Source organism: Nitrososphaerales archaeon (assembly GCA_032906765.1).
In the GTDB taxonomy this organism is placed as follows: Archaea; Thermoproteota; Nitrososphaeria; order Nitrososphaerales; family Gagatemarchaeaceae; genus DASPPF01.
In genome coordinates this window covers 24,286-49,534 of sequence record JAJTZB010000007.1, presented here as the reverse complement: position 1 = coordinate 49,534, position 25,249 = coordinate 24,286, and the positions used below count along the sequence as shown (strand labels likewise).

At 59.3% G+C, this 25,249-nt stretch carries 29 protein-coding genes; 7 read left to right on the top strand and 22 right to left on the bottom strand.

The genetic code is table 11. The features are described 5' to 3' along the window. Positions 1 to 12 precede the first annotated feature (12 nt). A complete protein-coding gene (locus LYZ69_08190; protein ID MDV3278426.1) occupies positions 13 to 447 on the bottom strand; it encodes an Lrp/AsnC family transcriptional regulator in 435 nt (144 codons plus the stop codon). A gap of 111 nt (positions 448 to 558) precedes the next feature. Further along, positions 559 to 915: a 30S ribosomal protein S6e gene (locus LYZ69_08185; GenBank protein ID MDV3278425.1), complete on the bottom strand. Its 357-nt coding sequence runs from the start codon at positions 913 to 915 to the stop codon at positions 559 to 561. A 101-nt stretch (positions 916 to 1,016) separates the two neighbouring features. Between LYZ69_08185 and LYZ69_08180 the strand changes: the two genes are divergently transcribed. After that, on the top strand, positions 1,017 to 2,240 hold the full coding sequence (locus tag LYZ69_08180) for a transposase (protein ID MDV3278424.1): 1,224 nt from the start codon (positions 1,017 to 1,019) through the stop codon (positions 2,238 to 2,240). On the opposite strand, the gene infB is transcribed toward LYZ69_08180, so the two are convergent. Genes infB through LYZ69_08165 form a run of 3 tightly spaced genes read right to left on the bottom strand, consistent with a single transcriptional unit; the run spans position 2,206 to position 6,196 of the window. Then, on the bottom strand, positions 2,206 to 5,565 hold the full coding sequence (infB, locus tag LYZ69_08175; protein MDV3278423.1) for a translation initiation factor IF-2: 3,360 nt from the start codon (positions 5,563 to 5,565) through the stop codon (positions 2,206 to 2,208). The genes LYZ69_08180 and infB overlap by 35 nt on opposite strands. A gap of 38 nt (positions 5,566 to 5,603) precedes the next feature. Next, the gene (ndk, locus tag LYZ69_08170) at positions 5,604 to 6,017 is read right to left on the bottom strand and encodes a nucleoside-diphosphate kinase (protein ID MDV3278422.1); all 414 of its coding nucleotides are present in this window, start codon (positions 6,015 to 6,017) and stop codon (positions 5,604 to 5,606) included. Next, complete coding sequence (locus LYZ69_08165) at positions 6,014 to 6,196, bottom strand: 50S ribosomal protein L24 (GenBank protein MDV3278421.1); 183 nt, start codon at positions 6,194 to 6,196, stop codon at positions 6,014 to 6,016. The genes ndk and LYZ69_08165 overlap by 4 nt, the downstream gene beginning before the upstream one ends. 100 nt (positions 6,197 to 6,296) lie before the next feature. On the opposite strand from LYZ69_08165, the gene LYZ69_08160 reads away from it, so the two are divergent. Next, a complete protein-coding gene (locus LYZ69_08160; GenBank protein ID MDV3278420.1) occupies positions 6,297 to 7,580 on the top strand; it encodes a hypothetical protein in 1,284 nt (427 codons plus the stop codon). A 40-nt stretch (positions 7,581 to 7,620) separates the two neighbouring features. On the opposite strand, the gene LYZ69_08155 is transcribed toward LYZ69_08160, so the two are convergent. The 14 genes from LYZ69_08155 to LYZ69_08090 all read right to left on the bottom strand — a co-directional run bounded on the left by LYZ69_08155 (position 7,621) and on the right by LYZ69_08090 (position 17,108). Continuing rightward, a complete protein-coding gene (locus tag LYZ69_08155; protein ID MDV3278419.1) occupies positions 7,621 to 7,839 on the bottom strand; it encodes a 30S ribosomal protein S28e in 219 nt (72 codons plus the stop codon). Continuing rightward, a complete protein-coding gene (gene rpl7ae, locus LYZ69_08150) occupies positions 7,836 to 8,216 on the bottom strand; it encodes a 50S ribosomal protein L7Ae (GenBank protein ID MDV3278418.1) in 381 nt (126 codons plus the stop codon). Before rpl7ae ends, LYZ69_08155 begins: the two co-directional genes overlap by 4 nt. Positions 8,217 to 8,344: 128 nt before the next feature. Next, entirely contained in the window at positions 8,345 to 10,069 is a 1,725-nt protein-coding gene (gene gltX, locus LYZ69_08145; GenBank protein MDV3278417.1) for a glutamate--tRNA ligase, read from the bottom strand. Beyond that, the gene (locus tag LYZ69_08140) at positions 10,066 to 11,097 is read right to left on the bottom strand and encodes a polyprenyl synthetase family protein (protein ID MDV3278416.1); all 1,032 of its coding nucleotides are present in this window, start codon (positions 11,095 to 11,097) and stop codon (positions 10,066 to 10,068) included. The genes gltX and LYZ69_08140 overlap by 4 nt, the downstream gene beginning before the upstream one ends. A 28-nt stretch (positions 11,098 to 11,125) precedes the next feature. Continuing rightward, positions 11,126 to 11,833: an isopentenyl phosphate kinase family protein gene (locus LYZ69_08135; protein ID MDV3278415.1), complete on the bottom strand. Its 708-nt coding sequence runs from the start codon at positions 11,831 to 11,833 to the stop codon at positions 11,126 to 11,128. A 23-nt stretch (positions 11,834 to 11,856) separates the two neighbouring features. Next, a complete protein-coding gene (mvk, locus tag LYZ69_08130; GenBank protein MDV3278414.1) occupies positions 11,857 to 12,783 on the bottom strand; it encodes a mevalonate kinase in 927 nt (308 codons plus the stop codon). Between the two features lie 3 nt (positions 12,784 to 12,786). Next, positions 12,787 to 13,629, bottom strand: a complete 843-nt coding sequence (gene amrB, locus LYZ69_08125; GenBank protein MDV3278413.1) for an AmmeMemoRadiSam system protein B — start codon at positions 13,627 to 13,629, stop codon at positions 12,787 to 12,789. Between the two features lie 33 nt (positions 13,630 to 13,662). Next, entirely contained in the window at positions 13,663 to 14,331 is a 669-nt protein-coding gene (locus LYZ69_08120; GenBank protein ID MDV3278412.1) for a 30S ribosomal protein S2, read from the bottom strand. A gap of 19 nt (positions 14,332 to 14,350) precedes the next feature. Next, on the bottom strand, positions 14,351 to 14,563 hold the full coding sequence (locus LYZ69_08115) for a DNA-directed RNA polymerase subunit N (GenBank protein MDV3278411.1): 213 nt from the start codon (positions 14,561 to 14,563) through the stop codon (positions 14,351 to 14,353). Then, on the bottom strand, positions 14,560 to 15,141 hold the full coding sequence (locus LYZ69_08110; protein MDV3278410.1) for a hypothetical protein: 582 nt from the start codon (positions 15,139 to 15,141) through the stop codon (positions 14,560 to 14,562). The genes LYZ69_08115 and LYZ69_08110 overlap by 4 nt, the downstream gene beginning before the upstream one ends. 114 nt (positions 15,142 to 15,255) lie before the next feature. Further along, entirely contained in the window at positions 15,256 to 15,687 is a 432-nt protein-coding gene (locus LYZ69_08105) for a 30S ribosomal protein S9 (GenBank protein MDV3278409.1), read from the bottom strand. A gap of 2 nt (positions 15,688 to 15,689) precedes the next feature. Continuing rightward, complete coding sequence (locus tag LYZ69_08100; protein ID MDV3278408.1) at positions 15,690 to 16,130, bottom strand: 50S ribosomal protein L13; 441 nt, start codon at positions 16,128 to 16,130, stop codon at positions 15,690 to 15,692. Then, positions 16,120 to 16,434: a 50S ribosomal protein L18e gene (locus LYZ69_08095; GenBank protein MDV3278407.1), complete on the bottom strand. Its 315-nt coding sequence runs from the start codon at positions 16,432 to 16,434 to the stop codon at positions 16,120 to 16,122. Before LYZ69_08095 ends, LYZ69_08100 begins: the two co-directional genes overlap by 11 nt. Positions 16,435 to 16,469: 35 nt before the next feature. Continuing rightward, complete coding sequence (locus tag LYZ69_08090; GenBank protein MDV3278406.1) at positions 16,470 to 17,108, bottom strand: DNA-directed RNA polymerase subunit D; 639 nt, start codon at positions 17,106 to 17,108, stop codon at positions 16,470 to 16,472. 178 nt (positions 17,109 to 17,286) lie between these two features. Here LYZ69_08090 and LYZ69_08085 point away from each other — a divergent pair, with 178 nt between their 5' ends. From LYZ69_08085 to LYZ69_08075, 3 genes are read left to right on the top strand one after another with little or no spacing between them, the layout of a single operon-like run. Continuing rightward, on the top strand, positions 17,287 to 17,793 hold the full coding sequence (locus LYZ69_08085; GenBank protein ID MDV3278405.1) for a 30S ribosomal protein S13: 507 nt from the start codon (positions 17,287 to 17,289) through the stop codon (positions 17,791 to 17,793). Beyond that, the gene (locus LYZ69_08080) at positions 17,794 to 18,381 is read left to right on the top strand and encodes a 30S ribosomal protein S4 (GenBank protein MDV3278404.1); all 588 of its coding nucleotides are present in this window, start codon (positions 17,794 to 17,796) and stop codon (positions 18,379 to 18,381) included. Between the two features lie 6 nt (positions 18,382 to 18,387). Continuing rightward, entirely contained in the window at positions 18,388 to 18,795 is a 408-nt protein-coding gene (locus LYZ69_08075; GenBank protein MDV3278403.1) for a 30S ribosomal protein S11, read from the top strand. Positions 18,796 to 18,798: 3 nt separating this feature from the next. Here the strand turns inward: LYZ69_08075 and LYZ69_08070 are convergent, their stop codons facing one another. Continuing rightward, positions 18,799 to 19,749 carry a helix-turn-helix domain-containing protein gene (locus LYZ69_08070; GenBank protein ID MDV3278402.1) on the bottom strand — a complete coding sequence of 317 codons (951 nt, stop codon included), beginning with the start codon at positions 19,747 to 19,749 and terminating at the stop codon, positions 18,799 to 18,801. 150 nt (positions 19,750 to 19,899) lie between these two features. Between LYZ69_08070 and glmS the strand changes: the two genes are divergently transcribed. Then, positions 19,900 to 21,666: a glutamine--fructose-6-phosphate transaminase (isomerizing) gene (glmS, locus tag LYZ69_08065; GenBank protein MDV3278401.1), complete on the top strand. Its 1,767-nt coding sequence runs from the start codon at positions 19,900 to 19,902 to the stop codon at positions 21,664 to 21,666. 74 nt (positions 21,667 to 21,740) lie between these two features. After that, positions 21,741 to 22,760: a deoxyhypusine synthase gene (locus LYZ69_08060; GenBank protein MDV3278400.1), complete on the top strand. Its 1,020-nt coding sequence runs from the start codon at positions 21,741 to 21,743 to the stop codon at positions 22,758 to 22,760. Here LYZ69_08060 and LYZ69_08055 read toward each other — a convergent pair. Next, positions 22,750 to 23,943, bottom strand: coding sequence for a hypothetical protein (locus tag LYZ69_08055; protein MDV3278399.1), 1,194 nt, complete (start codon positions 23,941 to 23,943; stop codon positions 22,750 to 22,752). The two genes, LYZ69_08060 and LYZ69_08055, sit on opposite strands and share 11 nt — an antisense overlap. An 88-nt stretch (positions 23,944 to 24,031) precedes the next feature. Further along, positions 24,032 to 25,249, bottom strand: coding sequence for an adenylosuccinate synthetase (locus tag LYZ69_08050; GenBank protein ID MDV3278398.1), 1,218 nt, complete (start codon positions 25,247 to 25,249; stop codon positions 24,032 to 24,034).

Below are 25,249 nucleotides of genomic sequence, written 5' to 3'. Positions count from 1 at the left end.
AGAGTTTCGGACTTAGTCGACTATTTTGAAAGTCACTGGAGGCGTCTGGCGCGAGACTTCCATGAAGATTTCTGCGTGCATCACGCCTGGCAGCTTGCCGAGAACATCGTAGACGGTCTTGTGGAGTTCGTCGAGAGACTTCCCTCTCAGGTTCGCTATGATGTCGAACCTGCCGGTGACCTCGCGAATGAGCCTCATCCCTTCGATCTTCTCTATCTCAGACACCACCTGCTCCCTCAGCTTGGGGTCGATGTTGAGGCCAGCGATGGCCGAGGCCCTCAACCCCAGGTTGTCCTCGTTTACCTGAATCGTGAACTTCTGTATGATGCCCCTCTTCTGCAGCCGCTTTATCCTGCTGTACGTCACTGAGAGGTTGACCCCGAGCTGCTTGCTGAGGTTCGGAACGGATACGGAGGCGTCTGCGTAGAGAGCAGAGAGAATCTTCATGTCTGTCTCGTCAAGCTTGCTCAGAGATGCAACACCCCGTGAAATTCTTGCAAAATGGACGTATTTTAATCTTCAGGAATCTGGCGGCTTAGGCGCAATTATCGCTGGTTTCTAGGACTGTCTTTCCTGTTCTTCTACCTTCTTCACGTTCACTTGGTATATCTCTTCGGTTATTGTGTTGCCGCGGACGAGTCTCCTCTTCTTGACGCCCTCCACGTCGGAATGGAAACCCACTCCCGCGGTGAGAAGGACGTACTTCTTCCCTCCCCCCAGCACGTCGGAGCGCATCGGGAAGCCGGCCCTGTCGCTTCCTCCAGTGATCTTGACCTTGCCCAGACCGATCGACGAGGCGTCGACCACCTCCCCCAACTTCCTCCCGACGAAAGGCTGGGCCTCAGCGTCCTTGACCTCCTTGGACTCGGCCTTCCTCGTCTTGGAGTCCGACACGACCAGTTTGAACTGGGCCATTCTCGGACCTCCGAATGTCAGGTGGTTATAAACAGAACTAGAAACGGCCCTGCTAACTCTTAGGGACATGGCGGTTATATGGAAATTGAAGCTCTCTGCATATGCGACTCGTAAAGGCGGTCCGCTTCCGATACAAAGCCTCCAACGAACTCGATTCGCTCTTTGAGGTCTTCCGTCTCATGTGCAACGACGCAATCCGAGTTGTTCTCGGCCACGAGAGGGAAACGGGCGAAAAGGTTAGGAGCAGATTCAAGCTGCAAGAACTCGCGTATCCCCGCCTTAAGGAATATGGCCTCCACACCCACTACATCCTCTCGGCTTGCGAGGTCGCCTATTCGGTCTATCAAAACAAGAACCGAAAAAGCGACCCATACATCAAGCGAGGGTTCATCAAGCTCGACAATGAGTCCTACACTCTCGACCATCTGATTCTTAGAATACCTACAAAGCCGAGGGAGTTCATCTATCTGACCCTTCAAGCCTCGGACTATCACCTCTCGTTCGTCGATGACCCGAGCCTGAAGCGGGGCTCAATCACGCTCACGGGTCGCATCTTGAGCATCGCCTTCTCGAAAGAGACTGCCGAGATTGAGCCCCACGGGCAAATCGGCATCGATGTGAATGAGAGGAATGTAACTTGGTCCGACTCAACGCCTCAAACTGAACAAGTCGATACGTCTGACGTGGCGGAAATCAAGGAGAGATACCGAGAGAACAGGGCAAAGATTGCCCAGAAGACCAAGAGGGACAGGCGGATTCAGCAGAAGCTCCTCGCCAAGTGCGGCAGACGGGAGAGGAACCGAACGATCCAGAAGCTCCACAAGATCAGCATAGCGATTGTGAATCACGCGAAAGACAAAGGCTTCGGCATCAAGATGGAGAGGCTTACCGGAATAAGGAAGCTCTACAGGAAGGGGAATGGACAGGGGAGGTCATTCAGGGGAAGGATGAACTCGTGGATGTTCCACGAGGTCCAGAGACAGATTGAGTACAAAGCCAGGTGGGAAGGAATCCCTGTCACCTACGTTAATCCAAGAGGCACATCCCGTAACTGCCCTGACTGTGGCTCCCGCGTCGTTCCTTTGGCAGACAGGAAGTTGTTCTGTCCTGAGTGCGACAAGACATGGGATAGGGACGTGCTGGCGAGCAAGAACGTCATGGCCTGCGTGGTTCCGCAGGCTCGGCCACCCAGGGGAAGTCGTGACGGGGAACCCCAGACGCAGGAGGACGTGGGCAATCACCTGAGCAGATGGATGGAAGTTGGCTCTGTCCCGAAGAGTCAACAGAACCCTAGAATCCGTAGAGCGGGTCCGACGCTGACCTGATTCCCATAATCTCGTTCAGCGCTTCCAGGTCGTCCTGTGAGAGGGCTGCGAGGAACTTGCCCTTCAGTAGCTTCGCCTCGTGGCTCTTAGGCAGAGTGTAGAGCACGTCGTTCTCCTTGATCTGCCTCCCGAGTGTCGGGCCTTTCACCGAGATCGCCACCTTCTCCCCCATCTTTGCCTCAGCCATGCTCTTTCCCTTGTCCTGGATCTGCTCTATTGTCCCGAGCTCCGCCCCATCCCTGCCCATCAGCCTCAGCTTCGGCCTCAGCTTGCCTGCCAAGATCTCGACGCCGAAGACTGCAGGGTCCTTGTTCCGGAAGAAGTCGCCCGGTATCGCCCTCAGCTTGCACGGCGGCGTGATGGTCGAGAGGGCGGAGCGCTCGTCCTCCTCCCTCTTCTTCGAGGCCCACTCGGAGTAGTTGTCTATCACCTCGTAGATGACCTTCGAAGTGAAGATTGCCACGCGGTCAGCGAATTCTCTCGCGTCCTGGAGGACCTTCGAGTCGAACGCCAGGATGGCGGCGAGGTATGGGTCGTGTTCGCCGACGACCTCTGCGTCGATTATGTCGTTCTTCGAGATGTCACCTATGTCAGACTGCCTCACGGGTATCCCCCTCTCCTCGAGCATCATTAGCAACGCTTCAAGCCCGCCGACAGAGCCCGCCTTCACTATCACTCCCATGTTGTCTGTCCTCACTAGGACGCTCGTCAGGTCTTTTTCCATCTCCGGCTTCAGCGACTGGAACTCCGTCTCGCTGCCGAACGAGGCGACAGATGTGCCTGCGACTACTCCCGCCAGGTCAGCAGAGACTAGCTTCACCCCTGCCGCTGCGTAGACCTCGTGGACAGTCGTGAACTTGTCGCGGGGGTCCCTCATCTCGTCGAGAGGCTTCGGCATGAAGAGCGCCTTGACCTTCGACCTGAAGGCCCCGTCCTTCCTGACGAGTGCTATGCTGTCGCCGACCCTCAGCCTCCCTTCAGTCAAAATGATGTTGGCCGTCTCGCCTATCCCGACCTCCTCCTGCATCTCGAGGATGATGCCCCTGCCGCCGTGCCCCTCTCCGATCAACTGCAGCTTCCCCTTGAGGAACTGCTGGGCCAGCCCGATCAGCATCGCTAGGAGCTCGGGGACGCCCACCCCGTACCTTGCCGAGACGGGCACGATCGAGACCTGCTGGCGGAAATCCTTCACCCTGTAGTAAGCGTCGGACTGAAAGCCGAGCCTCGAGAGCCCGCCGACTACGTTGTAGAGCCTCTCCTCGAGCTCGTCGTTCCACTCGGGCGGCTGCTCCTTGAGTAGCTGGAGCAGCGGCCCCACGCTTCCCTTCCTCCAGCCCTTGATCATGTCGACTTTGTTGAGCGCGACTAGGAATGGGACCTTCCGCTGCTTCAGTATGTCTATGCTCTCGAGCGTCTGGTTCTCCAGTCCCTTCAGGACGTCGACTACGACTATCGCTATGTCAGCCGCTGAGCCTCCCCTGAGCCGTAGGTTCGAGAAGATCTCGTGGCCAGGCGTGTCGATTACGAGAAGGCCTGGTACCTGGAGCTCGCCCCCTGCCTTGTCCAGTAGGGACCCGCTGATGGCTCGGAGTGTTTCCAACGGGAAGAAGCTCGCACCAATCTCCTGCGTGATGCCTCCTGCCTCTCTGGCCTGGACGGCTGTGCCCCTTATCTTGTCGAGTAGGCTGGTGTTATGGATGATTAGACCGTTGGCGAGAAAGTTGTGAAAGTCGTCGACTGTGAAGTCGTAGACCTCCCAGCTTCCGTCGAGTACCTCCAGCCTAGTCACCTGGACCATGGCGAAGTTGCTCAACGCCACCTGAAGCGCCTCGTTCCTGTAGGCGGGTACTACAGATGGTAGCCTCAAGAGGACGTGCTTGCTGAGCCTTTGGTAGGGCTCGAAGCTCGTAAGCTGGAAGCTCTTGTCCCAGACGACTTCATTGGATCTCCTGACGGACGTCAGGAATCCGCCCGGAATCGGAGTGAGGTCGAAGACACGATTCATCCCGGAATCCAGCAACCGCCTCTTTGTGGCAAGCATCTTCTCCCTATCCCTGAAGCCGACGTGCTTCACGAATGCTGCGACGTGGTCCCTTCCGCTGATGAAGATCTCATGGGAGTGGCTCTTCCCAAAGTACGCCAGAGAACCGAACCTCTGGAGGAGCATGGGCAATTGCCTCATCAGTTCACGGCTCTGGCAGCCGACCCCTATGTTCCTCCCTTCTTGGACAAAACCCTCTGCGTCGAAGAACCCGCGGAGAAACGCTGCCACCAGGTCGTCGGGCATCCGCGAAATTACATCCGGAACTCGCAGGCTTCTCGTCTTGTCCGAGACTGGGTAATCGAAGACCTCCGTGAGGAACCTTGCCAGAGACTTGCCACCTTTGTGGTACACAACGTAGCTCGTCCGTCGCCAGGCTTTAGTGGCCCCCACCCCGAACGCCGTCAAGAGACAATTCGAGAAGACGTCCATGATGTCGTCCGAGATGTTTGCCAGATGGCCTGTCCGCGCTATTCCATCTCCGTAGAGGAGACCCACTAGATACGTGAGTGCCTCGAAACCCTGCCTGCTTCTGGGTAGCTTCACCCAGGGTGACACGTGTGAGGCACGCTGCTTCTTGGAAGCGAACTTTATCGCTTCGACCTGGTCGTATGCCTCGCCTAGCGGCAGTCCGAGGGCATCCGTGAGTCGACGGAAGACCGGAGCACGGTAGTAGCCCTTGAAGATGTGAAAGAGGAACTGGCCGTCTCCGACCTCATCCCCCACCTTCTGACTCTTTCCCTTCGAGAATGACTTGACCTGGTCATTTAGCCTGGAGGACGCTCGGATGAGGAAGTCGTCAGAAAGCCTCGCGAGTATCTCCGCCTTCACGCGGTCCAGCGGGCTCTGGACGACTGGCACTCTAGAGGGCAGAAGAAGATGGTCGCCGAGTCGCAGGTTCTCCGCTTCGATGTATTTCGTCTCCCCTTCTGGCGACATCACGAGAAACTTGTGTTCCGGGGTGCATTTGACGCGATAGCCTGCCTTGGTTTCGACGCTGACCAGCCGGTCAGTGTGGAGCTTCCAAACATGCGAGACCTTCCTCGGCAGAACCCTGCCACCGGGTCCAACCGACAGCACATCTAGGTCCCTTGCCTCGAAGACATCCCCGTCAGGTCTGCGGGTTGGTTCTCCTTCCTTGAATTCTTCGAAGACGCGCTCGGCCGGGCAAATCCTTCCGTCGGCAAGCTGAATCAGAGTGTCGCCACTAACGCACTTGCCGCTGTCCACGTGGCCGAGGACGACGACCACAGGCTGCCGCAGATGGTTCCGGAATTCTGACATGACATTCGAGCCTCTCTATTCGTGCTCAGTGGCACCCTCTACCTGCGGAAGAAGACCTTGCTCTCCTTTGAAAAGCTATCTGCCGAGTCAGAAGCGTGGATGACGTTGTCTGTGTAGCCGAGCGAGAGGTCGCCCCTGACCGTCCCCGCAGCAGCCTCCCAGCTCTTTGTGGCTCCGACCATCCTCCGGACGGTGGCCACTGCGTCCCTGCCCGAAAGGACCACGCCCACGACTGGGCCGGAGGAGATGAACGAGACGAGCTCGCCGAGGAAGGGCTTGCCCTTGTGGACGCTGTAGAACTCCTCGGCCTGGGCCTTCGACATTGTCAGCATCTCGAGCCGCTTGACCGTGAATCCCTTCCTTTCGAACCTCGAGATGATATCACCGATCAGGCCCCGCCTGACCGAGTCCGGCTTCAGTACTATCAGCGTGTCCTCTGATGTGGAGCTCATTGCTGCTTGTTCCTTCTGGCCCACTTCAACTTCCTGGGGTCCCTGCGAAGCTTCTGGTCGTTCACCTTGCACTTCGACGAGCAGTACGACTTTGTCGAGCCGTCGTTCCTGACGTAGAGGATTCCCATGCCGAGCCTGACCTCCTTGCCGCAGAAAGCACATCGTTTTGGAACATACATTTCATGCCATCAGCCTCGTGACTTTCGCTGCCCTTCACTGCTTGGAATATAAAGGGCGCGTCGAATTTGCCGCTAAATCGAACCTTCCAGTTGAAGCTCGTTGCCGAAGCATGCGTCTCGAAGACGGGCCGAGGCAATTGCCAACCGCAGAGTGATGGAGTACCTGCTCAAGCGCGGGGCCGACCTCGGCTTCACGAATTTCTTCTGGAAGAACTGCGAACCCAACGAGTACGAAATCAAGCGGTTCTCAAGGTATGCCAAAGTGTTGCTTCTCGCGTCCGAGGGAGCAACCAGGCGAGCTACCGCTTTGGAGGCTGGGGTTGGAGAGTGGTCTGTCGAGAGCTGGGCTAGATTCAGACATAGGCCAAAATTGGCACACTACCTGAAATCATTCCTGGAGTTGGGAAGACCCAAGAAGGGTTGGGTCTGGCTGAGCATCAACAACACCCCGGGTCACGCGGTTCCCTTGGACCCCTTCATTCAAGTCCCGCGAGTAATAGGAGATTGGAAGGACGTGCAGTTCGTCCTTGGCCAACTACAGCCAATTGGCACGCCGCGCGAAGAGGCTTCGAGTCCATACGGGTTTGGCTTCCTCTTAGGGGTGATGATAGGGGATGCTGCCAAGAAGAGACAGGCGGAGTGGCACAGGCACCTAGAACTCGTACTGAGCAAACGATATGATACAAGCGTGATGATAGGCGACTTCACGAGTGAATGCGCGCGTGGAATCGGGGTGAGGATGGAGAGGGTGTCAGATCGGGCCCCGTACGGCAACAAACCTCGCGGATTCTACGTCTGGCGATCGCAGTCCACCGCGCTTGTAGACTGGTTATACAACGTGTGCCTCGGTCTGACAGACGATGAATTGACGACGTATGATTCTGTCAGGATGGATTGGGCGCTGAGAGCACCCAAGGGTTTCAGACGGGGACTCGTGCAGGGGTTGGCAGAGTCGGATGGTTCAGTAAGTATTGCCTCGCAGACTGTCGAATTTTGGATTGGCCCTAACTGGGACTTCGTGAAACGGCTCCTTCTGACCTTCGGAGTTAGTTCGTTTCGCAACCGCGAAGCCCTTTCTGTAGCCAGAAGACAGGTAGTCAATCTGTATACGATACCCGCGTTCTCCCCTCTTCTAAGAACGGCCCGCTATGAGCGATTCGTGAAGCTTGCCAACGCAGCGCATATCCAACGTGGCAAGCGGATTCCTGTGGAGATAAGGGAGAGAATATCGGAAGCGCGACGAGGGGGATTGTCTATTCCCAAGATTTCTGAGAGGATACTAGACGAGTTCGGAATCATCCTCACGTTTGAGGCGGTGCAGAGGTGGAGCAGTCGTGTTCGAACCGAACCCGAACGAGGTGCTAGTGAATCACTGCAAGCCTGACGGCAAGCATCAGGCCAAGGGCACCGGCCGGTATGAAGACTTAACGCACCTTTCTGGCTTCTCTTTCCGTCTCCCTCAGGATTAGCACGTCTGCCAGCCTGATAGGCCCCTTCACGTTCCTGGTCAGGATTCTCCCCTTCTCCTTCCCCTCGAGTATCTTGACCCTCACCTGTGTGATCTCTCCAGCCACACCCGTCCTCGACACGATCTGAACGACCTCGGCCGGGGTTAGCGTCTCTACTTCTTTCTTCGAACTCATGTCGGCTTGTTCAGCCTCGCCAGTGCTTGGGTGACCTGCTCAAGAATCTGGGCACCCTCCCCCGCGTCGAGCACTGCAGCCGAAGCGGTCGAGACATCGATGCCGATTGCGGGGCCTATCTGGTCCTTCGAGGGGACGAAGACGTACGGAATCTTCCTTTCTTCACAAAGTATCGGGAGGTGAGCGACGACCTCTGGAGGCTGGACGTCCTCGGCAATCACGACGAGCTTTGCGAGGCCCCTCTCTATCGCTTTCGTCGCCTCGTTCGTACCCTTCCTTACCTTGCCGCTCCTCGACGCCTGTCTGAGAACCTCGTAGGCTGCCTCCGAAACTTCCTTTGGCGTCTCGAACTTCACGTAATACGGCTTTGGGGTCATCAAAAATTCGCCCACCTTCGCCCTTCGGGGCTGGGATATAAACGGTTCCGAAGAAGAAGGTCAGCTTCTGGTGTGACAGACTTGCTGTCGGGAGCTCTCGACTCGCGGCCCAGAACCTTGTCGGTAGTTCACTTGTGAGTTAGGATGAGAGTGTGGGGAGAGTCCTGGCGGCAGAATCCGAACCTGGGGAGCTGGACTATCTCGCCCTCCTTCAGGCTTGCCATTGCCCGCTCGCCGTAGCCGCTCACCTCGGTCAGGCTCTCAGGGTCGAATTCGCCGGCGTCGTTGAAGAGCGCACCTGGCACGAGCACCTTTGCCTCCACGTGGTCGGGTGTTACCCATTGCACCTTCCTTGTGTCCTGAACGAGCTCGTCACCGGTGTACTTGGCGGTCAGACGGCCTTCCGTCGAGAGAAGCTCGACGTTGAAGAGTTCCATCAGTCTGAAGACCGATCCCTTCTTGAGCGACTTCGCGTCGTCGCCGGGCACGAAGAACTCGCCAGAGGTATCCACAGTCCTCTCCCCGAGGTCCTTCTCCGGGTGGAACTTGATGGTGACCTTCTTTCTCGGCGCCCCTTCGACGCGCAGCCCTACCGGATTCGGAACGAAGAAGACCCTTCTCGAGACTGGGTCGAGGAGCTTCCTGTTGACTGCGAAGAGCAGGCTCCAGTCGTATTCGTGCTCAGACTTTGTGTACCCTACCTGGAGTGTGAACTGCCTGATGGTTTCGGGGATTATCCCTCGCCGCCTGACACCTGCAACAGTGGGCATACGCGGGTCGTCCCAGCCCGAGACGAGGCCATTCTCAACGAGGGGCCTAAGGAGCCTCTTCTGGACAGGCGTGCCCTTGAAGTTGAACCTGGAGAACTGGATGACCTCGACCCTCCTCAACGAGAGTGTCTCCCTGATGAGCCGCTGGAGCGCAGTATGGAACTCCGAGCTCCTTAGAATGTGTGTTATCCCGCAGACCTCGTCCTCTATCGTATTGGCAAGGTCGTAGGTCGGCCACACGGCGTACTTCGAACCCGTGACGGGGTGGTTGTGCTCGATTATCCTGAAGATGTTAGGGTCTCTGAGCGAGTAGTCAGGGTTCCCCATGTCGCCCTTCAGCCTGACGACCCACGAACCCTCCCCGTGCTTCCTGCCGAGCATTTCCTCCCACACGCGCATGTTCTCGTCCGGACCTCTGCCCCTATGCTCGCAAACTGTCCCCTCGAACCTAAGCTTCTTGACCTTCGGCTGGTCGCAGGAGCAGGTGTAGGCCTTCCCTTCCCGTATCAGCCGAGTCCCGTGGTCGCAAATCATCTCGTTGTCCTCGGAGACGTTCTTCTCGTGGTCGACCTTGATGCCGAGCCATGCGATTCCCTCCCTGAAGCTCTCGTAGTATCTCTTGGCAGCCTTCTTCGGGTTCGTGTCCTCGAACCTCAGCCAGAGTTCTCCGTCGTACATCTCGGAGTAGAGGTGGTTGATCGTGAACGCCATCGCGTGGCCGATGGTCATGAAGCCTGAGGGCTCCGGGGGGAGTCGGAAGGCCACCTTACCCTTCTCTGCGTTGGGGAGCGGTGGGAGTCCAACCCGCCCCTCCTTCTTCTTCTGCTGGACATGCTCTGGATACTTCTTCGTGAGTAGCTCCAGCTGCTCGGTCTCCCCCATCGCGTTGACCTTCCCGACCACGCTGCGGGCCACCGACGCGACGTCCCCGGCCCTCGACCTGAGTTCGGGGAACTCACCCAGCACCCCGCTCACGATTGCACCCACCTCCGCCTTCCCGCCGTGGCGCGAGGCGTTGACAAGGGCGTTCCTCTCGAGAGCGTCGAGCGCTGCCTGTGAGAGTACCGCGGACTTCTCGTTCACCATTGTCGCTCTACTGTGAACCTCGCGACAGCCTTCAGCAGCTGCACAGCCGACTTGTCCCCCTCCCAAGCCACGGTGTCGGCTATCAGGAGAGCCTCGTTCATCAGCGCCTTCGCCCTCCCGCTGGCGTACCCAATCGTGTCATACTTCCTCATCATGGACACGACGTATTCTACATCCCTTGAGCTCTTCCTCTCCCTGGGCTTGTTCATTATTGCCACGACCTTTGCCCTCTCGGCGCTAGTGGCGAGTTCGAGCAGCTTCAGGAGCATTACGGTCCTCTTGCCCTCGAGGATGTCGTCCGACCTCGCCTTGCCGTACTTGGACTGGTCGCCGACGAGGTTGAGCACGTCGTCCTGTATCTGGAACCCGACGCCGAGCTTGAGGCCGAACCTGAGGAGCTTCTCAAGGACTGGGGCTTTCGCGCCGGCTACAATCGCTCCTAACCTGCAGGGGCTCGCGGTCGTGTACCACGAGGTCTTCCGGGTGCACATCTCGTAGTAGTCCGACTCGTCTAGGTCCCACTTCTTCTCGTGCACCCAGACGAGCTCCATGTGCTGGCCCTCGGTCGTCGCGTTGACCATTCTGGAGAACTCGTCCATCACACGCAGCGTGCGTTCCTGGCCCAGCCTCTTCTCGTTCAGGGCGAGGGCGCCCCACATCCTCGCGTGGAGTGCGTCGCCCGCGTTGAGTGCAAGCGATTTTGAGTACTTCATGTGGAGCGTGGGTTCCCCCCTGCGGAGCTCCGACTCGTCCTCGATGTCGTCGTGTATCAGTATCCAGTGCTGGAACATCTCCAGGGAGGCGGCGGTGAGGAGCGAGTCCTCCTCTGTGCCGCCCGTCGCCTTGCAGGCGACGACGCATAGGAAAGGTCTCAGGCCCTTGGCGGTCCTCGCCGGGTAGTCGCGCATCATCTTGTAGAGCAGGTCCACCTCGGGTATCGGGTTCGACCTTGGGAGGAGCTCTTTCAAGATAACCCCGTCCACTCTCGACTTCACCCTTGCCATTTCCTTCTGAAGGTCAATCAATTGCTGCGCCAACCTTGGCCCTGGGGAATCAGGGTTTTACGACTGTGCCGTAGAAGTCAAGACCCCTTAAGGCTTTGGAGAACTCGTTCCTTCTGTAACCCGATACGAAGGAGACAGGTGTTCCCCCTGCCGCGACCTTTGCTGCGACCTCGAGCTTCGCCCTCATCCCGCCCGTGGCGTCCTCACCCCTCCCGACCTTCATCCTCCTGATCTTGGCTGGGGTAAGCTCTGGGATTATCACCTTCGTATTCTCTTCGTAGACTCCGTCGACGTCGAGCGCGAAAACGCACCAGTCGGGCTTCAGTATCCGGGCGAGCTCCTGGACTATTGCGTCGCCTGAGAAAACCTTGAAGCCGCCGGGGAGGAGCGAGACGTCTCCGAAGGTGACCGGTGTCAGTCCGGCCTTCAGCAGACCCTTCAGCCAGTTGGCTGTGGCGCTCTTCGTCGCCCGCGTGAGCATGTCGAACGGAGCGAATGGATATGGACTGACCTTGAACTCCATCATCGTCTTGCAGACCAGGTGGTTCAGCTCATACATCGCGTTCCTTGTCTGCGGGACGCCGACAGAGCTGCCTGTGGCCGAGGAGGACGTCAGGCCGTACTGCTTCGCGACGGTGTGGCCGAAGGAACCGCCGCCGTGGACCACAACCACCTTCTCGTCAGAGGAGGCTATCTCCTCGGCGAGAGCTGATGCGACGTCAGACCTGTAGGAGAAGGGCTTGGACTTGTCGGTGATTACGGACCCTCCGAGCTTGGCGACTATCGTCCTAGCCAGCTGCGCACACCCTCGACTGGCATCCTCGCTTCAAATGCCTCAAAACCCCGCGCCCTGAGCTCCGATACAGTCCTTTTTTCCTTTCCCCTCGGCGGCACTGCGATGACGCTCCCCCCTCCCCCGGCTCCGGTCAGCTTCGCCCCTCTGCAGCCCATGGTGAGTAGGGTGTCCACGAGCCCGTCGAGGTAGCTGTTGGACGCCCCGACGGCTGAGAGGACTGCGTGGTTGAAGGTCAGGAGGCTCCCGAGACCCTCCATGTCCCCCTCGGCCAGCTTGGCAGCCGCAAGCTTGCTGATCTCGCTCGCTGCCTCAGTCAGGCCCATGAACAGGCCAGCGTACCTCTCCTTCATGCTTGATACTCTGCTGATCAGCGCACGCGTGCTCCTCTTCTTGCCCGAGAAGACGACGATGAAACTCGTTGGACGCTTCAGTGAGACTCGTCTCGGTCTCTCCCCCATCTTGAAGAGGATGACGCCGCCTCGGGCGCAGATGTTGACATCCACACCGGAAGGCCGGCCGTGGACCACCTTCTCCCCGAGCATGGCGAAGTCGACCAACTCTTCGACCCCTAGCCTGAGGGACCGCATCTTGGACAGTGCTGCGGCCAGCGCGACCATCGTGGATGCCGACGAACCGAGCCCAGCGCCGTCCGGGACTCCGGAGCTGACGTGGATGTCTAGGCTGGGCTTGAACGAGAACTCACGGGCCATGGCCTCGACGACTGCGGCCAGGGGAAGGACAGCGTTCCTCCTTACCCTGAACCCTTCAGACCGCACGTTGAACCTGGCTGACTCGCTCACGTCGACTCGGACCTTCCTGTTTAGTGCCGCAGCGAGGGCCCAGGCGCCGTGGACGACGAAGTGTTCCCCGGTGATGATTGCTTTGCAGGGTGCTTCGGCTGATGCCTTCAAGATCTACACGAATCTTAGTGACCCATAGCCTACGACTTGCTTTTTATCCCCTGTGGTATCAGCGCTGCTCGCGTACTTCAACAGCTCTCCCTTCTTGAATCCGAGCAACTTGGCGGCCTGCATCACCGTCGAGATTGCACCAAAGCCGCACGCGGTTATCTCGAGCCTCTGGAGTGTGGAGTAGAACGCATCCTCGTCCATCCGCTCGATCTCCTTGATCAGCGCCATGTCCTTCTCCCTCGCAACCTGCTCCGGTTCGTAGTGGGTCAGGTCAGAGGACGCGATGAGGACAACCCTCCTTCCCCTGGCCATGTCCGCGACGCCTGCCGCGAGCGTCCGCGTGGTGCCCAGGTCCTGAAACGAGATGGAGATGGGTAGGAAGGGGACCGCGTCCCCGTAGATCATCTGAAGAAAGGGGAGCTGCACCTCGAGGGAGTGCTCCATCAGATGAGACGCAGGGTCGAAATCGACGATGCCAGTCGACTTCGCAATCGCCTCGGCCGCTGCCTCGTCCACCCTCATCCTTCCCAGCGGCGTCTCCCATTCACCGCTCTTGTAGGCCGAGACTCCGCTCCCGATACCGTAGTGGTTGGGCGCCACGATGACTATCAGCTCAGGCTTGCGGAGGGAGGACACGTGCAGGTAGCTGTGCGCTGCCACAGGGCCCGAATAGACGTAGCCAGCGTGCGGGACGACGCAGGCAACGACACCGCTGATGCTGTTGGGCGAGGGCGGGAGCCTCCCAGGGCCGAGCGGATGGACGTACGAATCTCTGACCATCTTCTCGAGCTCGCCCCTCTCGGCCGGGTAGAACGAGCCCGCCACGGCCGGCTTTCTGACTTGCATTCGACCTGAAGACAGACTCGGTTCGATTTACGCTTATTCCGCCTCTTCTGCCTTCGGCTCTTCCTCCATCTTCGTCTCGAAGTCCTCGATGGAGTACTTCATCGGCTGGTCCGCGGCGAGCAGCCCGGCATGAGTGAGCGTCGTCCTGGCTAGGAGCCAGAAGATGGCTGCGATTGCCTTTCTCCCCCTGTTGTTCCCTGGTATGACCAGGTCAATGTCGTCGGTCACGTTGTCCGTGTCGCATACTGCGATCACCGGCAAGCCTTGGCTCCCCGCCTCCACCAACGCCTGCGTGTCTGACATGGGGTCGGCCACGAGCACCAGCTCGGCGTCGAGGTGGCCGGGGAAGAGCGGGTTGGTGAACGTTCCTGGCATGAACCTCCCTATCAGTGGCAATGCGCCTGTCAGTTCGCAGAACTTCTCGACTGCGGTCGTGCCGTGCTCCCTGCTCGTGTAGACCACAGTGTTCTGCGCGCCTACAAAGGCGATGAACTTGCCAGCCACGTCGATCCGGGCCAACGCCTTGACGTAGTCGATCATGTGCAGCCCATCCGGCCTTGGCTGGGTCGTGAACTGCTCCATGGTCTTCGTCCTGACAGGAGTGCCGATTCTGATGCCTGTTGCGAGGAGCGCCTTCTCTGAGAGCTGCGGGTACAGCATCTTGTCGGCGGAGCCGGCTTCGTCGTCCTCGAACTGCGACATGGTCATCTGAGCTCCGGGGCTAGAAGCTGTCTGCCTTCCTACTGTAGAAGGGCAAGACCTGGTCGATGACGTCCACGGACGAGATGAGCATCCTCCGGCAGCAGTAGCGCTTGACTCCCAGGTTGTCGAGGACCTTCGCCGGGTCCTCGCCCTCCTTCACCCTAGACTGGAAAGAGACGAACTTGTCTCCGACGAGGCTCCCGCACGTGAAGCACCTGATTGGAATCATCATGACGAATCAGCCTGAATAGGACCGTGGATATACCTTTCTGACTTCGCATCACGCGAATCGCGAATCGCGCCCCAAATCTCATCAGGTGCAATGCGCCCTTCCCTGTAGCCTGTCGGAGAGAAGAAATCGATTGCTCTCTGAGCTTCCCTCTTCTTGACACCATACATGAAGGGAAGGACCTCGCGGAGTACGCGGAGCGCTCGTAGCCCCATCAACGTCCTCCTGAACTTGGGCTTGTGTCCGGGAAGCGTCAGCCGCCCCGCCGACATCGGTTGACTCAACCCGACGATTTCTGCGAACCTGGCGATGTAATCTCGGTCGGTCATCTCGACCACGACCAGGAGGGCTGTCTTTCGTTGTTTCGGCTCGTATCTGCATGTCGTGGCACCCTCTGTCCCAATCAGAGTTCCAACGAACACTCGATCCTGCTCAGTGCCAATCACGACAAAGGGAACTGGCCGTCGATGTCTTGACTCGGAAGCAGATGGACTCCCCCACGACTTCGGAGCCTCGATTCGGTATTGCTGCATCAATTCGAGGAGAGCGGACTTCGAGACACCGACTCTGTTGCTTGCCATTCCAAAACTCCCGCTTCTGGCGAGAGCTTCCACGACAAGGTCCCTCGAAGCAGGAAACCTTCTCACTTCTGAATCCCAAAAGGCCAGGGTAGAAATCAACCTTAAGCACCAACGTCAGCGATAACTCTTCTGGCGCTTTCTCCTCGCGCCAGGGCCTCCAAACTTCTTGGGTTCAGCTTGTCTCGGGTCCCCCGATAGCAGGTATTTATTGAATGCATTGAGTCTCTCCCTCAGCTCGCTCCCCCTCACCTGGTCGACGTAGGCTCTGGCTATCGCCATGGCTGCAGCGTCAGCCTGACCCATGAAACCGCCCCCTGCGACGCTGACGTCTAGGTCGTACTTGTCCCTGAGCTCGCCCGCTATCGACACCGGCCCCAGAAGGTGAAGCCGTGCAACTTCCGGCTCCCAGAGTTCGACCGGCCTGCCGTTAATCCTGATCCTCCCCGCTCCCGCGAAGATGGCTGCAGTCGCCCTCGCGGTCTTCCTGGCGCCCGAGTAGAGCTTTGGTGCCTTCTTGGCCTGCTGCTTCGCTGTAGGACTTGGCACTCCTACCCGCTCCACCCTAGGTTCTTCGAAAGCTCCGACAGCGTCACGTAGACCGGGATGGGTCTTGTGGCAGCGGTGTCGCCGAACTCGGTCATCTTCTGAGCCTCCACTCCCGACGGGACGCCGATGTAGACCCTGAGCCTCTTCATCGCCTCTGCGCCCTTTGGCTTTTTCCTCGGCACCATCCCTCTGACCATCCTGCGGAGGATGTTGTCGGGCCTTCGCGGATGAATCGGGCCGTAGATCGGGTTGACCCTGCTGCTGATCTCCAGCTTCTTCTGCCATTCCGTCAGAACGGACTGCCTGGAACCTGACAGAAGTGACTTCTCCGCGTTGAACACGACCACCCTCCTGCCGGAGATAATGAGCTTGGCCACCTTAGACGCGAGCCTCCCCGCGATTTGATTCGTCGCGTCCACGTAGACCGTCCCCTCACTCGACAATTGTCACTCCTCCCCCCTTTGGATACTTCTTCAGGAACTGTTCCACTGTCATCGCCGAGCCCCCCTTCGCAACAATCTTCTTCCTTGCGGAAGCGGAGAATGCAAAGGCGCCGATGAAGAGCTTCTTGTCGATCAGGCCAGAGCCAAGGACTTTGCCCGGTACGAAGAGCGCCTCTCCGCTCTCCGCGAGCATTGAAATCCTCCCCAAGTTCACCTCGACCTTGCCAGAGGTGGGCCTTCTGAGTGCCTGCGACGCCTTCTCCCAAATTGCCGCCTTGTGCTCCTTACCCGCGCGTTCGAGCATCACTGCTGTACGCCTCAGAAGAGGGTTCGTCGAGGTCATTCCGCCTTGCCCCCTACCGAGACCTGGATCTCCTTGAGCTTCTCCTCGAGAATCTGAATCGCCTTCAACACTATCTGCCTCGCCGGCAACCCGCCTGCCGACTCCACCATGAGGTTGAACGTCCCTTCCGTCTTCCCGTCGGTGAGGACCGCGACTGTGCAGGGCTGCCACTTCGCGTGCTCCTTACCCCTTCCCAGCCGGGCGTAGGCCTCGAGCTTCACTGTCTGACCCTGGGCCAGCTTGACCAGGGGAATGCTCTCGCTCACAGGCCGAATCTCCCTGTCCTCGGAGACCAGGTCGCCCGAGTAGACGGTGGAGACCTTCTCCTTCCCCGTTGCTTCGAGGACGAAGAGTACGCGGCACTTGTTGCAGCCGAGCGGGCTCCCGCAATCACACTTCTCGGGCAGCACGTACCTCTCCAGGTCCGTCTTGATCGGTACCATCCCAAGCCTGTGGGCCAGGATTTCGTCGTAGAGGACGGACGAGTTCTCCAGGATTACCACGTCGTCGATTGCCATGGATGGGACCTCTGAGATGCAGAAACGCCTGACGGCGTTGGCGTAGCTCCTGTCCACGCCTTCGAGCTGAAGCACGACGGAGTTCCCTTTCTCCTCTAGGACCTTGACCTTAACCAATCGCAACACCGGCTGGAGCTATCTCATATGCCATCGGACGGACACGTTTCTCGGCTCCGCGAGGATTTGTGGTTAAAAAGCTTTGGCCGCAGAAATAGCCCGTCGGCCGATTCTTTCTGTCCGCCACTAGCAACGCCTTCAAACCTTATAACCCAAAACATGCGGGCACGTCTGGCCAATGTCGACGCCCCAGGAATTCAGGCACCTCGTCAGGATATCAGGCAAGGACCTAGACGGGAGCAAGAAGCTGGTCGTTGCTCTCTCCGACGTCAAGGGTGTCGGCGACAACTTCGCGGCCTCTGTAGTCAAGAAGCTAGGCATCGACCCGAGGGTGAGGGTAGGGACTTTGACGGAGGCGCAGGTCCACGAGGTGGAGCGGGCGCTGCAGAACGCGGCTACTTCTGCCCTGCCGCAGTGGTACTACAACAGAAGGAACGACCCGGAGACAGGCGAGACTAAGCAGTTCCTCGGGTCAGACTTGGACTTCGTCATCAAGGGTGACATGGATAAGGAGAAGAATGTCCAGAGCTGGAGAGGGATAAGGCACACCCTGGGTCTGAAGGTGAGGGGGCAGAGGACAAGGACGACGGGTAGGAAGGGCAGGACTGTGGGAGTCAGAAAGGCTGCTCTGCAGGAAGCGGCCAAGGCGGCGGCAGCAGCAGCGGGCAAGGAAGAGAAGAAATAGTTGGGAGACCCCAAGAAAGCACGGAAAACCTACAGCAGGCCCAGGAGCCCGTGGCGCGCAGACCAGCTCGCGCAAGAACTCTACCTCCTCGGCACCTTCGGACTTAGGAACAAGAGGGAGCTTTGGAAGGCGGAGACGCACCTCAGCTCGGTGAGGAAGCAGGCAAGGACACTTCTCGCTGCGACCGAGCAGGTGAGATTAAGGGAAGAGAGGAAACTTCTCGCAAGTCTCTACAGGCGAGGCCTGGTGGAGGAGAATGCAGCGCTGGACGACATCCTCAATCTCACGGTCGAGGACGTGCTCGCGAGGAGACTGCAGACGATGGTCTTCAAGAAGGGGATGGCGCTTTCGGCGCCCCACGCCAGGCAGCTGATAGTCCACGGCCACGTGATGGTCGGAGGTCGGACGATAACCATCCCGGGATACGGAGTCAGCAGGGACGAGGAGGGAACGGTCAAGCTCACGGGCGTCAAGGCGCAGGTTCCACCGGCCCAGCCAGCGCCGATGGAAGAGCCCACCGCATTAGCTGAAGCGGAGGGACAGAAGGAAGAAAAGCCGCAAGAGGTCGAGGCGGCCGCTCCGGAGTGATTCCAAGTGGCAACTGAAGAAGAGGTTCTCAAAGACAAGTGGGCCGTCGTACACATCTACTCAAGCTACAACAACACGATAGTGCACATGACTGACCTCACGGGCGCAGAGACGATATCTTTCTCCTCCGGCGGGAGACACGTGAAGGCAGACAGGTTCGAGTCGTCGCCTTACGCAGCCATGAGGAGCGCATCGGCTGCCGCGGACGTCGCGAAGAGCAAGGGGATCACTGCCGTTCACATCAAGGTGAGGGCCGTGGGCGGCACAGGACCCAGGACGCCGGGGCCGGGTGCGCAGGCTGCCATCAGGGCGATAGCGAGGGCAGGGTTCAAGATAGGAAGGATAGAGGACGCCACGCCCATCCCGCACGACACTACGAGGAAGAAGGGTGGAAGAAGGGGAAGGAGGGCCTAAGCCCTACGCCTGCTTGAGAAGCTCGATAGAGTCAACCTTCCCGTCACCGTCCCTGTCGACTCCCCGCAGCACGCATGCGTAGTCTCCAGACCTGTACTTCTGGAAAAGCGTGTCTGCGAAGTTGCAGACACCCACTATTGCGGCCTTGGTGCCAGCGCCCGTCAGTCCTGCAGCGACGACGCACGTCCTCTCAGGATTCCATGGGTTCCTCATCTTGACCACGACGCAGTCGAGCTCAGACGTGTAGCTCCTCCCCTGCCCGTCCTCCACAGAGCCCCAGAAGCCTCCCTGCTTGAACCTGACCGGCATGTGCGGGTTCAACTCCTCGGAGATGATGTTCGTCCTGGGGCCACCGACGACGATGAGGTTGGAACCCTCGAGCTTCTCCGACTTCACGTCCACGTCAAGTTTCACTGGGAAGCGGTCGGGGAGCGAGACGAACTGGCCGAGGGCGAACCCTAGCTGGACCGCGTAGTGGCCGTCCCTGGCCTGCGTTCCGCCAGCGCCGTGCGGTGTCGGGGAGCCGACGACTACCCAACCGTCCAGCACGCCGTCTTTCACGAACTCCCTGAAGAAACGGCCGAAAGCCTTGGAGCGAGAAGAGGAGGGGAGGGTGGGGAGCTTCTCTCCCCTGACCGCGAATTCGACTGCGTAGCCGTCGGAGGAGAGGGCGAACAGATTCGCCTCACCGCCCCGGATGACCTCACTCTTCACCCTCGTGATTAGTCCAGCCTTCTCCAGCCTTTTGATGCTGTAGTAGACGGTCTGGTGGTGCGTGCCGAGGCTTCGCGCTATGTCAGCGGGATACCTCGGACCTGCAGCTAGAACGCGCAGTATCTTCCGCCCTACTCTCCCGAAGGCGGGACGGAAATCGTCGGGGTCGTCTGAGGCGAGGACCCTCTTCGCCAAGCGGTCGGCGGACTTCGGGTCGAAGAGGAGCCGCTCCTTTGCCATGGCATCAGTCCGCTGCGACCACTAATAAGATGTTTTGCATGGTAGGCGGGGAGTAGGAAGCCATCGAGGAGAGAGCATGCAATGTACGTCTTGCATTGTCGGGGAAACGGTTTTGCGGCCCTTAATACCGCCCCGCTAGGTGACCGTGCTATGTGTGGGATAATAGGCTGCGTCAGCGGCGAGCCCGTCGCCGGGATGCTCCTTGAAGGGTTGCGCAGGGTCGAGTACAGGGGGTACGACTCCGCCGGCATGGCCACGATCTCTGAGACAGGGTTGAACGTGAGGAAGGGGGCGGGGAGGGTGGACGAGATAGAGCGGAAGCACAGTCTCTCTGCGCTCCGGGGCAGCACCGGAATGGCTCACACTCGTTGGGCGACTCACGGAAGCGTGACTGACGCGAACGCCCATCCCCAGACCTCGTGCAAAGAGCGGGTCGCTGTCATCCACAACGGCATAATCGAGAATTATCTTCCTCTGAAGAAGCAACTAATCGCCAAGGGGCACGTCTTCAAGAGCGAGACGGACACGGAGGTCATAGCGCACCTAGTCGAGAAGGAGTACGCAAGGACGAAGGACCCCGTGAAGGCGACGATGGCAGCGGCGAAGATGCTGAAGGGGCAGTACGCGATGGCCGTGATGTTCCAAGGGAGGCCGGACGTGATTGTCGGCGCAAGGAAGGACGCGCCGCTCATCATAGGGCTGGCCGACGGGAAGAACTTCATAGCGAGCGACGTCTTGGCGTTCATAGAGTACACGGACAGGACCATCTTCCTGGACAATCTGGAGGTGACAGAGATTAGGAAGGATAGGGTGAGGATCTTTGGGCCGAGTGGGAAGGAGGTAAGGAGGAAGCCGACCCAGGTCGCTTGGGAGTTGTCGGACATCTCAAAGATGGACTACGCCCACTACACTCTGAAGGAGATTAACGAGCAACCGAGGACGGTCGTAAGCGCTGCGATGCAGGACGAGAGGAAGCTCTCGGATTTCGCTGCTTCGATCAGGAGGGCGAAGTCCCTCTCCATCACTGCGGCCGGGTCGAGCTACCACGCGGGGCTGCTGATGAAGTTCAGGCTGAACAAGGAGGCGAACATTAGGTGCGACGCGATCCTCGCAGGGGAATTCAAGGAGCACTCGGACTTCGTGGGCAGAGGCTCAGCAGTGATTGTCCTCTCCCAGAGTGGGGAGACAGCGGACGTGATGGAAGCTGTCAAGGAGGCAAAGAAGAAGGGCGCTACGATACTCTCGATAGTCAACGCGGCGGGGTCCTCGCTCGCGAGGGAGAGCGACGTCGTCCTGCTGCTGAACTGCGGGCCTGAAGTCGGCGTCGCTGCTACCAAGAGCTTTACAGCCCAGGTGGTCGTGGCGAATCTCGTCGTCGACGCAGTGCTCGGGAGGAAGCGGGAGAACGGGTTGGACGAACTTTCTAGGGCGGTGGAGGCCGCGTTGAAGACTGATGACAAGATAGTCGGGCTTGCTGCCATGTACAAGTCCAAGCCAGACTTCTACTTCGTCGCGAGGGGTTTCCACTACCCTGTGGCGCTCGAGGGCGCCCTCAAGCTGAAGGAGCTGTCGTACATCCACGCTGAGGGGATGCCCGCCAGCGAGCTGAAGCACGGCACAATAGCCCTGATCGAGAAGGGGACGCCGGTCGTAGTCGTCAACCCTTCGGGCGATACCCACGACGACGCCCTCTCCAACGCTGAAGAGCTGAAGGCGAGGGGCGCAGACGTAATCGGTGTGTCAGACGCGAAAGACTCGGTTTACATGCACTTCGTCGAGGTCCCGAAGGTCCAGCCGAAGTACATGCCAATCGTCGAAGCCATCCCGCTGCAGCTGCTCGCGTATCACACAGCCGTCGCCAAGAGGAACGACCCGGACTACCCGCGCAACTTGGCGAAGTCGGTCACAGTAAAGTAGGATTCCGGCGCGGCCGGCGAATGTCGACGCCGCCATGAGCAAAGCAATTAAGTGCAAGGAGGGAACGGAGACGCGTGGTATCCAAGAAAGAGGTCCTCTCCAAACCCGTAAGGACAATCGAGGTCGGAAGAAAGAGCGTCTCCGGCCTGCTCAATGAGATGGCTCAGACAGGCTTCCAAGGCAAGAAGCTCGGCGAGGTCGCGAACATTTGGTCGGACATGGCGCGCCAGAAGGGCCTCACGATATTCCTCGGCATCTCTGGCTCGCTGAGCACGACAGGCCAGTGGAAGATAATCAGATGGCTGATAGAGAAGAGGTACATCGACGTCCTAGTCAGCACGGGCGCGAACATCTCCGAGGACATACTCGAGGCACTGGGGTACCACTACTACCAGGGAACCTGGCTCGCGGACGACGAGGAGCTCCTGAAACTCAGGATAGACAGGTTCTACGACGTCTACGCCGACGAGTACCAGTACCGCAGGCTCGAGGACACGATCAAGAAGTTCGCAGGGACGCTGGACGAGAGGAAGACCTACTCCACGAGGGAGTTCCTTTACCTCTTCGGCGAGTACCTCTCCAAGCGCGGGATAGACAGCATCGTCGCTGCCGCATACGAGAGCAAGGTCCCGGTCTACTCCCCGGGCCTCATAGACAGCGGGTACGGGGTGGCCCTCAGCCTCCTTCGCAGGGAGAAGGGCAAGCTGATCCGGCTGGACCAGACGAAGGACATGGAGGAGTTGGCCCAGATAGCCGAGAAGACGAGGCGGACGGGGGTGGTCTACCTCGGAGGCGGCGTGCCGAAGGATACGATACAGCTCTCGACGATCATAAAGTCCCTCTCAACTGGAGGCGAGGAGGAGACGCCCCACGAGTACGCAATCCAGATAACGGCTGACAGCCCTCAGTGGGGAGGATTGTCCGGCTGCACGCTCGAGGAGGCCATCAGCTGGGGCAAGATAGCGCCCAAGTCGAAGAGGGCCACGCTGTACGCAGACATAACCCTCGCGCTCCCGATCGTCGTCCATGCGATGAACGAGACCGTGACCAAGCGCAGCTACCCGCCGGACCTAAGCTGGGTCTTCAAGTCCTAGTCCGGAGTAGCCTGGCGACCTCTCTCGGACAGTCTAGGGCCAGCCGTGGCGCGAGGCCGAGGTAGCCGTCTGTCCCCTTCAGGTACCCAGCCAGGGACGCGAACTTGCCCCTTTCCAGCGCAGACTTCACCCTCTCGTAGCCGCGCTCGTCGCCCTTGAGCCTCATCGCAACCTGGACTGCCTCAGCTAGGACCTCCCTGTGGCTTGCGAGGTCGCCTGCCATGGCCTTTCTGTCAACAACCAGGGCCGACACAGAGCCTTCCAGCCTCCTGCAGGCGATGAGCGAATGTACCAACGCCTGGCCCAGCATCCGCCTGATCACAGAGTCGGAGAGGTCTCGCTGCATCCTCGTCGTCTGGAGCCGATACGCGAGGAGAGACAACAGAGAGTTCGAGACCTCAGCCTGACCCTCGGCGTTCTCAAGGTCGACCGGATTCACCTTCTGGGGCATTGTTGAGCTGCTGACCTTGCCCGCCCTGGAGATGTGGACGTAGTCCAGCGTCTGGTAGAGCCAGAGGTCCATTGCGAGGGAGTGCATCAGCTGGTTGATGTTGATCACGTAGTGGAGGATGTCCGACAGCCTCTCTCCTGGGACGACCTGGGTGGAGTACGGGGCGTAGTCGAGGCCCAGCCTTTTCACGAAGTCCCCGAGGACCCTGGGCCAGTCGAGGTCCCGCATCAATGTGAAGGAGGCGTACGTGCCGACTGCACCCGAGAGCTTTGCCATGGGTCTCATGGAGCCGAGGGCGGATACCCTCTCTGCAAGCCTGACGGCGAAGACTGCGACCTCCTTGCCGAAGGTGGTTGGGACAGCGGGTCTTCCGTGCGTCCTAGCGACCATCACGGTTCGGGCCTCCCGCCTCGACAGCTCTGCCAGCTGCTTCGCGAGCCTCGAATACTCTGGCACCATGACTTCTCTGAGGGCATCCTTCAGCAGGAGGCCGTACGCCACGCTGTTCGTGTCCTCGCTCGTCAGTCCGAGGTGGACGAAGGGTGCGAGTGAACCGGCTCCCTTCGCTTTCAGAGACCTCCGGATGAAGACCTCCACGGCCTTGACGTCGTGCCCAAGCGCCTCCTCGAGTCTCTTCACCTCGCGCATCTGGAGAGAGATGCTCGGGACCTTCCGCTTCGGAGCAATACCAAGCTCGACGAGCAATCCGAGATACTCGAGTTCAACACGCATTCGTTGCCCTACCAACGCCCGCTCAGAGAAATACCGGGCGAGGGGGGCGCTCTCGCGCGCGTACCTGCCGTCTACTGGCGACAGTGCGTCATAGTTCAATGGTCCTCGACCTCTCCTCGCCGAAGGAGACGAGCTTGACATCGACACCGAGTTCGGCTTCGACATAATCGACTAGCTTCCTAGCACCGCTGGGGAGCGTTCGGCCGAACGCTGCGCCCCGGATGGAGAAGGGAGACGCGAGGACCGGTTCCACCTCGGCGAGGTGGCCGAGCGACTTCTGGAAGTCAGCGCTCTCCGAGCCCAAGCGCCTGTAGGCTACGCAGGCCTTGAACTCCTTGATCCTCGCCAGAACGTCAATCTTCGAGAGAGCCACCTTCTTCACGCCGTTCAGCCTGATGGCGTACCTCAGTGCCACGAGGTCCAGCCAGCCGACCCTTCGCGGCCTCCCGGTCGTGGCCCCGTACTCGTTGCCCACCCTCCTTATGGATTCGCCGAGCTTTCCGGAGACCTCGGTGGGAAACGGGCCGGCGCCGACCCTGGTCGTGTAACACTTCATCACACCGAGGGGTTCGCCGGCCATTGATGGCGGGATGCCGAGGCTGGCCGGAATGTAGCTTACGACGGTGTGGGTGCTCGTAACGAAAGGGTAGCTCCCGTGGAGGATGTCCAAGAGGGTACCCTGCGAGGACTCGTAAAGAACTGAGCCGCCTCCAGAGTTAATCTCTTCGATTCTTGTGCTGACGTCGCCGACGAGCCCCCGAAGCAGACGCCTCGCCTCCTTCGCCCACGACTCGAGCTTGCTGCCGTCGATTCCAAGGGCGGCGTAGAACCTTTTCATCGGACCGAAGTCGAAGCCAGAAAGAACATCCGAAACCCTTGGCGCAAGGCGAAAGGCCCTCATCGCGTACGCAGGCCCGATCCCGCGACCCGTCGTCCCGATTGAGGTCGAGCCTCGCATCTCTTCCAGCAGGCGGTCAGACTCTCTCTCCATCGGAGACACGAGGGTGCACCTGCCGTCGACAACAGGCCTTGACTTCGCTCCCTCCTTATTGAGCAACCGCAGCTCCTCCGACAGAACGATTGGATCGAGGACGACGCCGGCCCCGATGAGAAGCGACTTCGCCTTGAACGCGCCAGATGGGATGAGGTGGAACGTGTGCTTCTTCCGCCCTATCACGACCGTGTGCCCGGCGTTGCTGCCGCCGTTGTAGCGGGCCACAGCCTCGAACCTGTCAGCGAGGTAGTCCACCAGCTTTCCCTTGCCTTCGTCGCCCCACTGGAGACCGACGACGGAGAGGTTCCCCAC

What these genes read in the sequence shown, in the direction of transcription:
- LYZ69_08190 (MDV3278426.1), bottom strand. Translation starts at nt 447, where the DNA reads ATGAAGATTCTCTCTGCTCTCTACGCAGACGCCTCCGTATCCGTTCCG.
- LYZ69_08185 (MDV3278425.1), bottom strand. Translation starts at nt 915, where the DNA reads ATGGCCCAGTTCAAACTGGTCGTGTCGGACTCCAAGACGAGGAAGGCC.
- LYZ69_08180 (MDV3278424.1), top strand. Translation starts at nt 1,017, where the DNA reads ATGCGACTCGTAAAGGCGGTCCGCTTCCGATACAAAGCCTCCAACGAA.
- infB (MDV3278423.1), bottom strand. Translation starts at nt 5,565, where the DNA reads ATGTCAGAATTCCGGAACCATCTGCGGCAGCCTGTGGTCGTCGTCCTC.
- ndk (MDV3278422.1), bottom strand. Translation starts at nt 6,017, where the DNA reads ATGAGCTCCACATCAGAGGACACGCTGATAGTACTGAAGCCGGACTCG.
- LYZ69_08165 (MDV3278421.1), bottom strand. Translation starts at nt 6,196, where the DNA reads ATGTATGTTCCAAAACGATGTGCTTTCTGCGGCAAGGAGGTCAGGCTC.
- LYZ69_08155 (MDV3278419.1), bottom strand. Translation starts at nt 7,839, where the DNA reads ATGAGTTCGAAGAAAGAAGTAGAGACGCTAACCCCGGCCGAGGTCGTT.
- rpl7ae (MDV3278418.1), bottom strand. Translation starts at nt 8,216, where the DNA reads ATGACCCCAAAGCCGTATTACGTGAAGTTCGAGACGCCAAAGGAAGTT.
- amrB (MDV3278413.1), bottom strand. Translation starts at nt 13,629, where the DNA reads ATGCAAGTCAGAAAGCCGGCCGTGGCGGGCTCGTTCTACCCGGCCGAG.
- LYZ69_08120 (MDV3278412.1), bottom strand. Translation starts at nt 14,331, where the DNA reads ATGTCGCAGTTCGAGGACGACGAAGCCGGCTCCGCCGACAAGATGCTG.
- LYZ69_08115 (MDV3278411.1), bottom strand. Translation starts at nt 14,563, where the DNA reads ATGATGATTCCAATCAGGTGCTTCACGTGCGGGAGCCTCGTCGGAGAC.
- LYZ69_08110 (MDV3278410.1), bottom strand. Translation starts at nt 15,141, where the DNA reads ATGGCAAGCAACAGAGTCGGTGTCTCGAAGTCCGCTCTCCTCGAATTG.
- LYZ69_08095 (MDV3278407.1), bottom strand. Translation starts at nt 16,434, where the DNA reads ATGCTCGAACGCGCGGGTAAGGAGCACAAGGCGGCAATTTGGGAGAAG.
- LYZ69_08085 (MDV3278405.1), top strand. Translation starts at nt 17,287, where the DNA reads ATGTCGACGCCCCAGGAATTCAGGCACCTCGTCAGGATATCAGGCAAG.
- LYZ69_08070 (MDV3278402.1), bottom strand. Translation starts at nt 19,749, where the DNA reads ATGGCAAAGGAGCGGCTCCTCTTCGACCCGAAGTCCGCCGACCGCTTG.
- glmS (MDV3278401.1), top strand. Translation starts at nt 19,900, where the DNA reads ATGTGTGGGATAATAGGCTGCGTCAGCGGCGAGCCCGTCGCCGGGATG.
- LYZ69_08055 (MDV3278399.1), bottom strand. Translation starts at nt 23,943, where the DNA reads ATGCGTGTTGAACTCGAGTATCTCGGATTGCTCGTCGAGCTTGGTATT.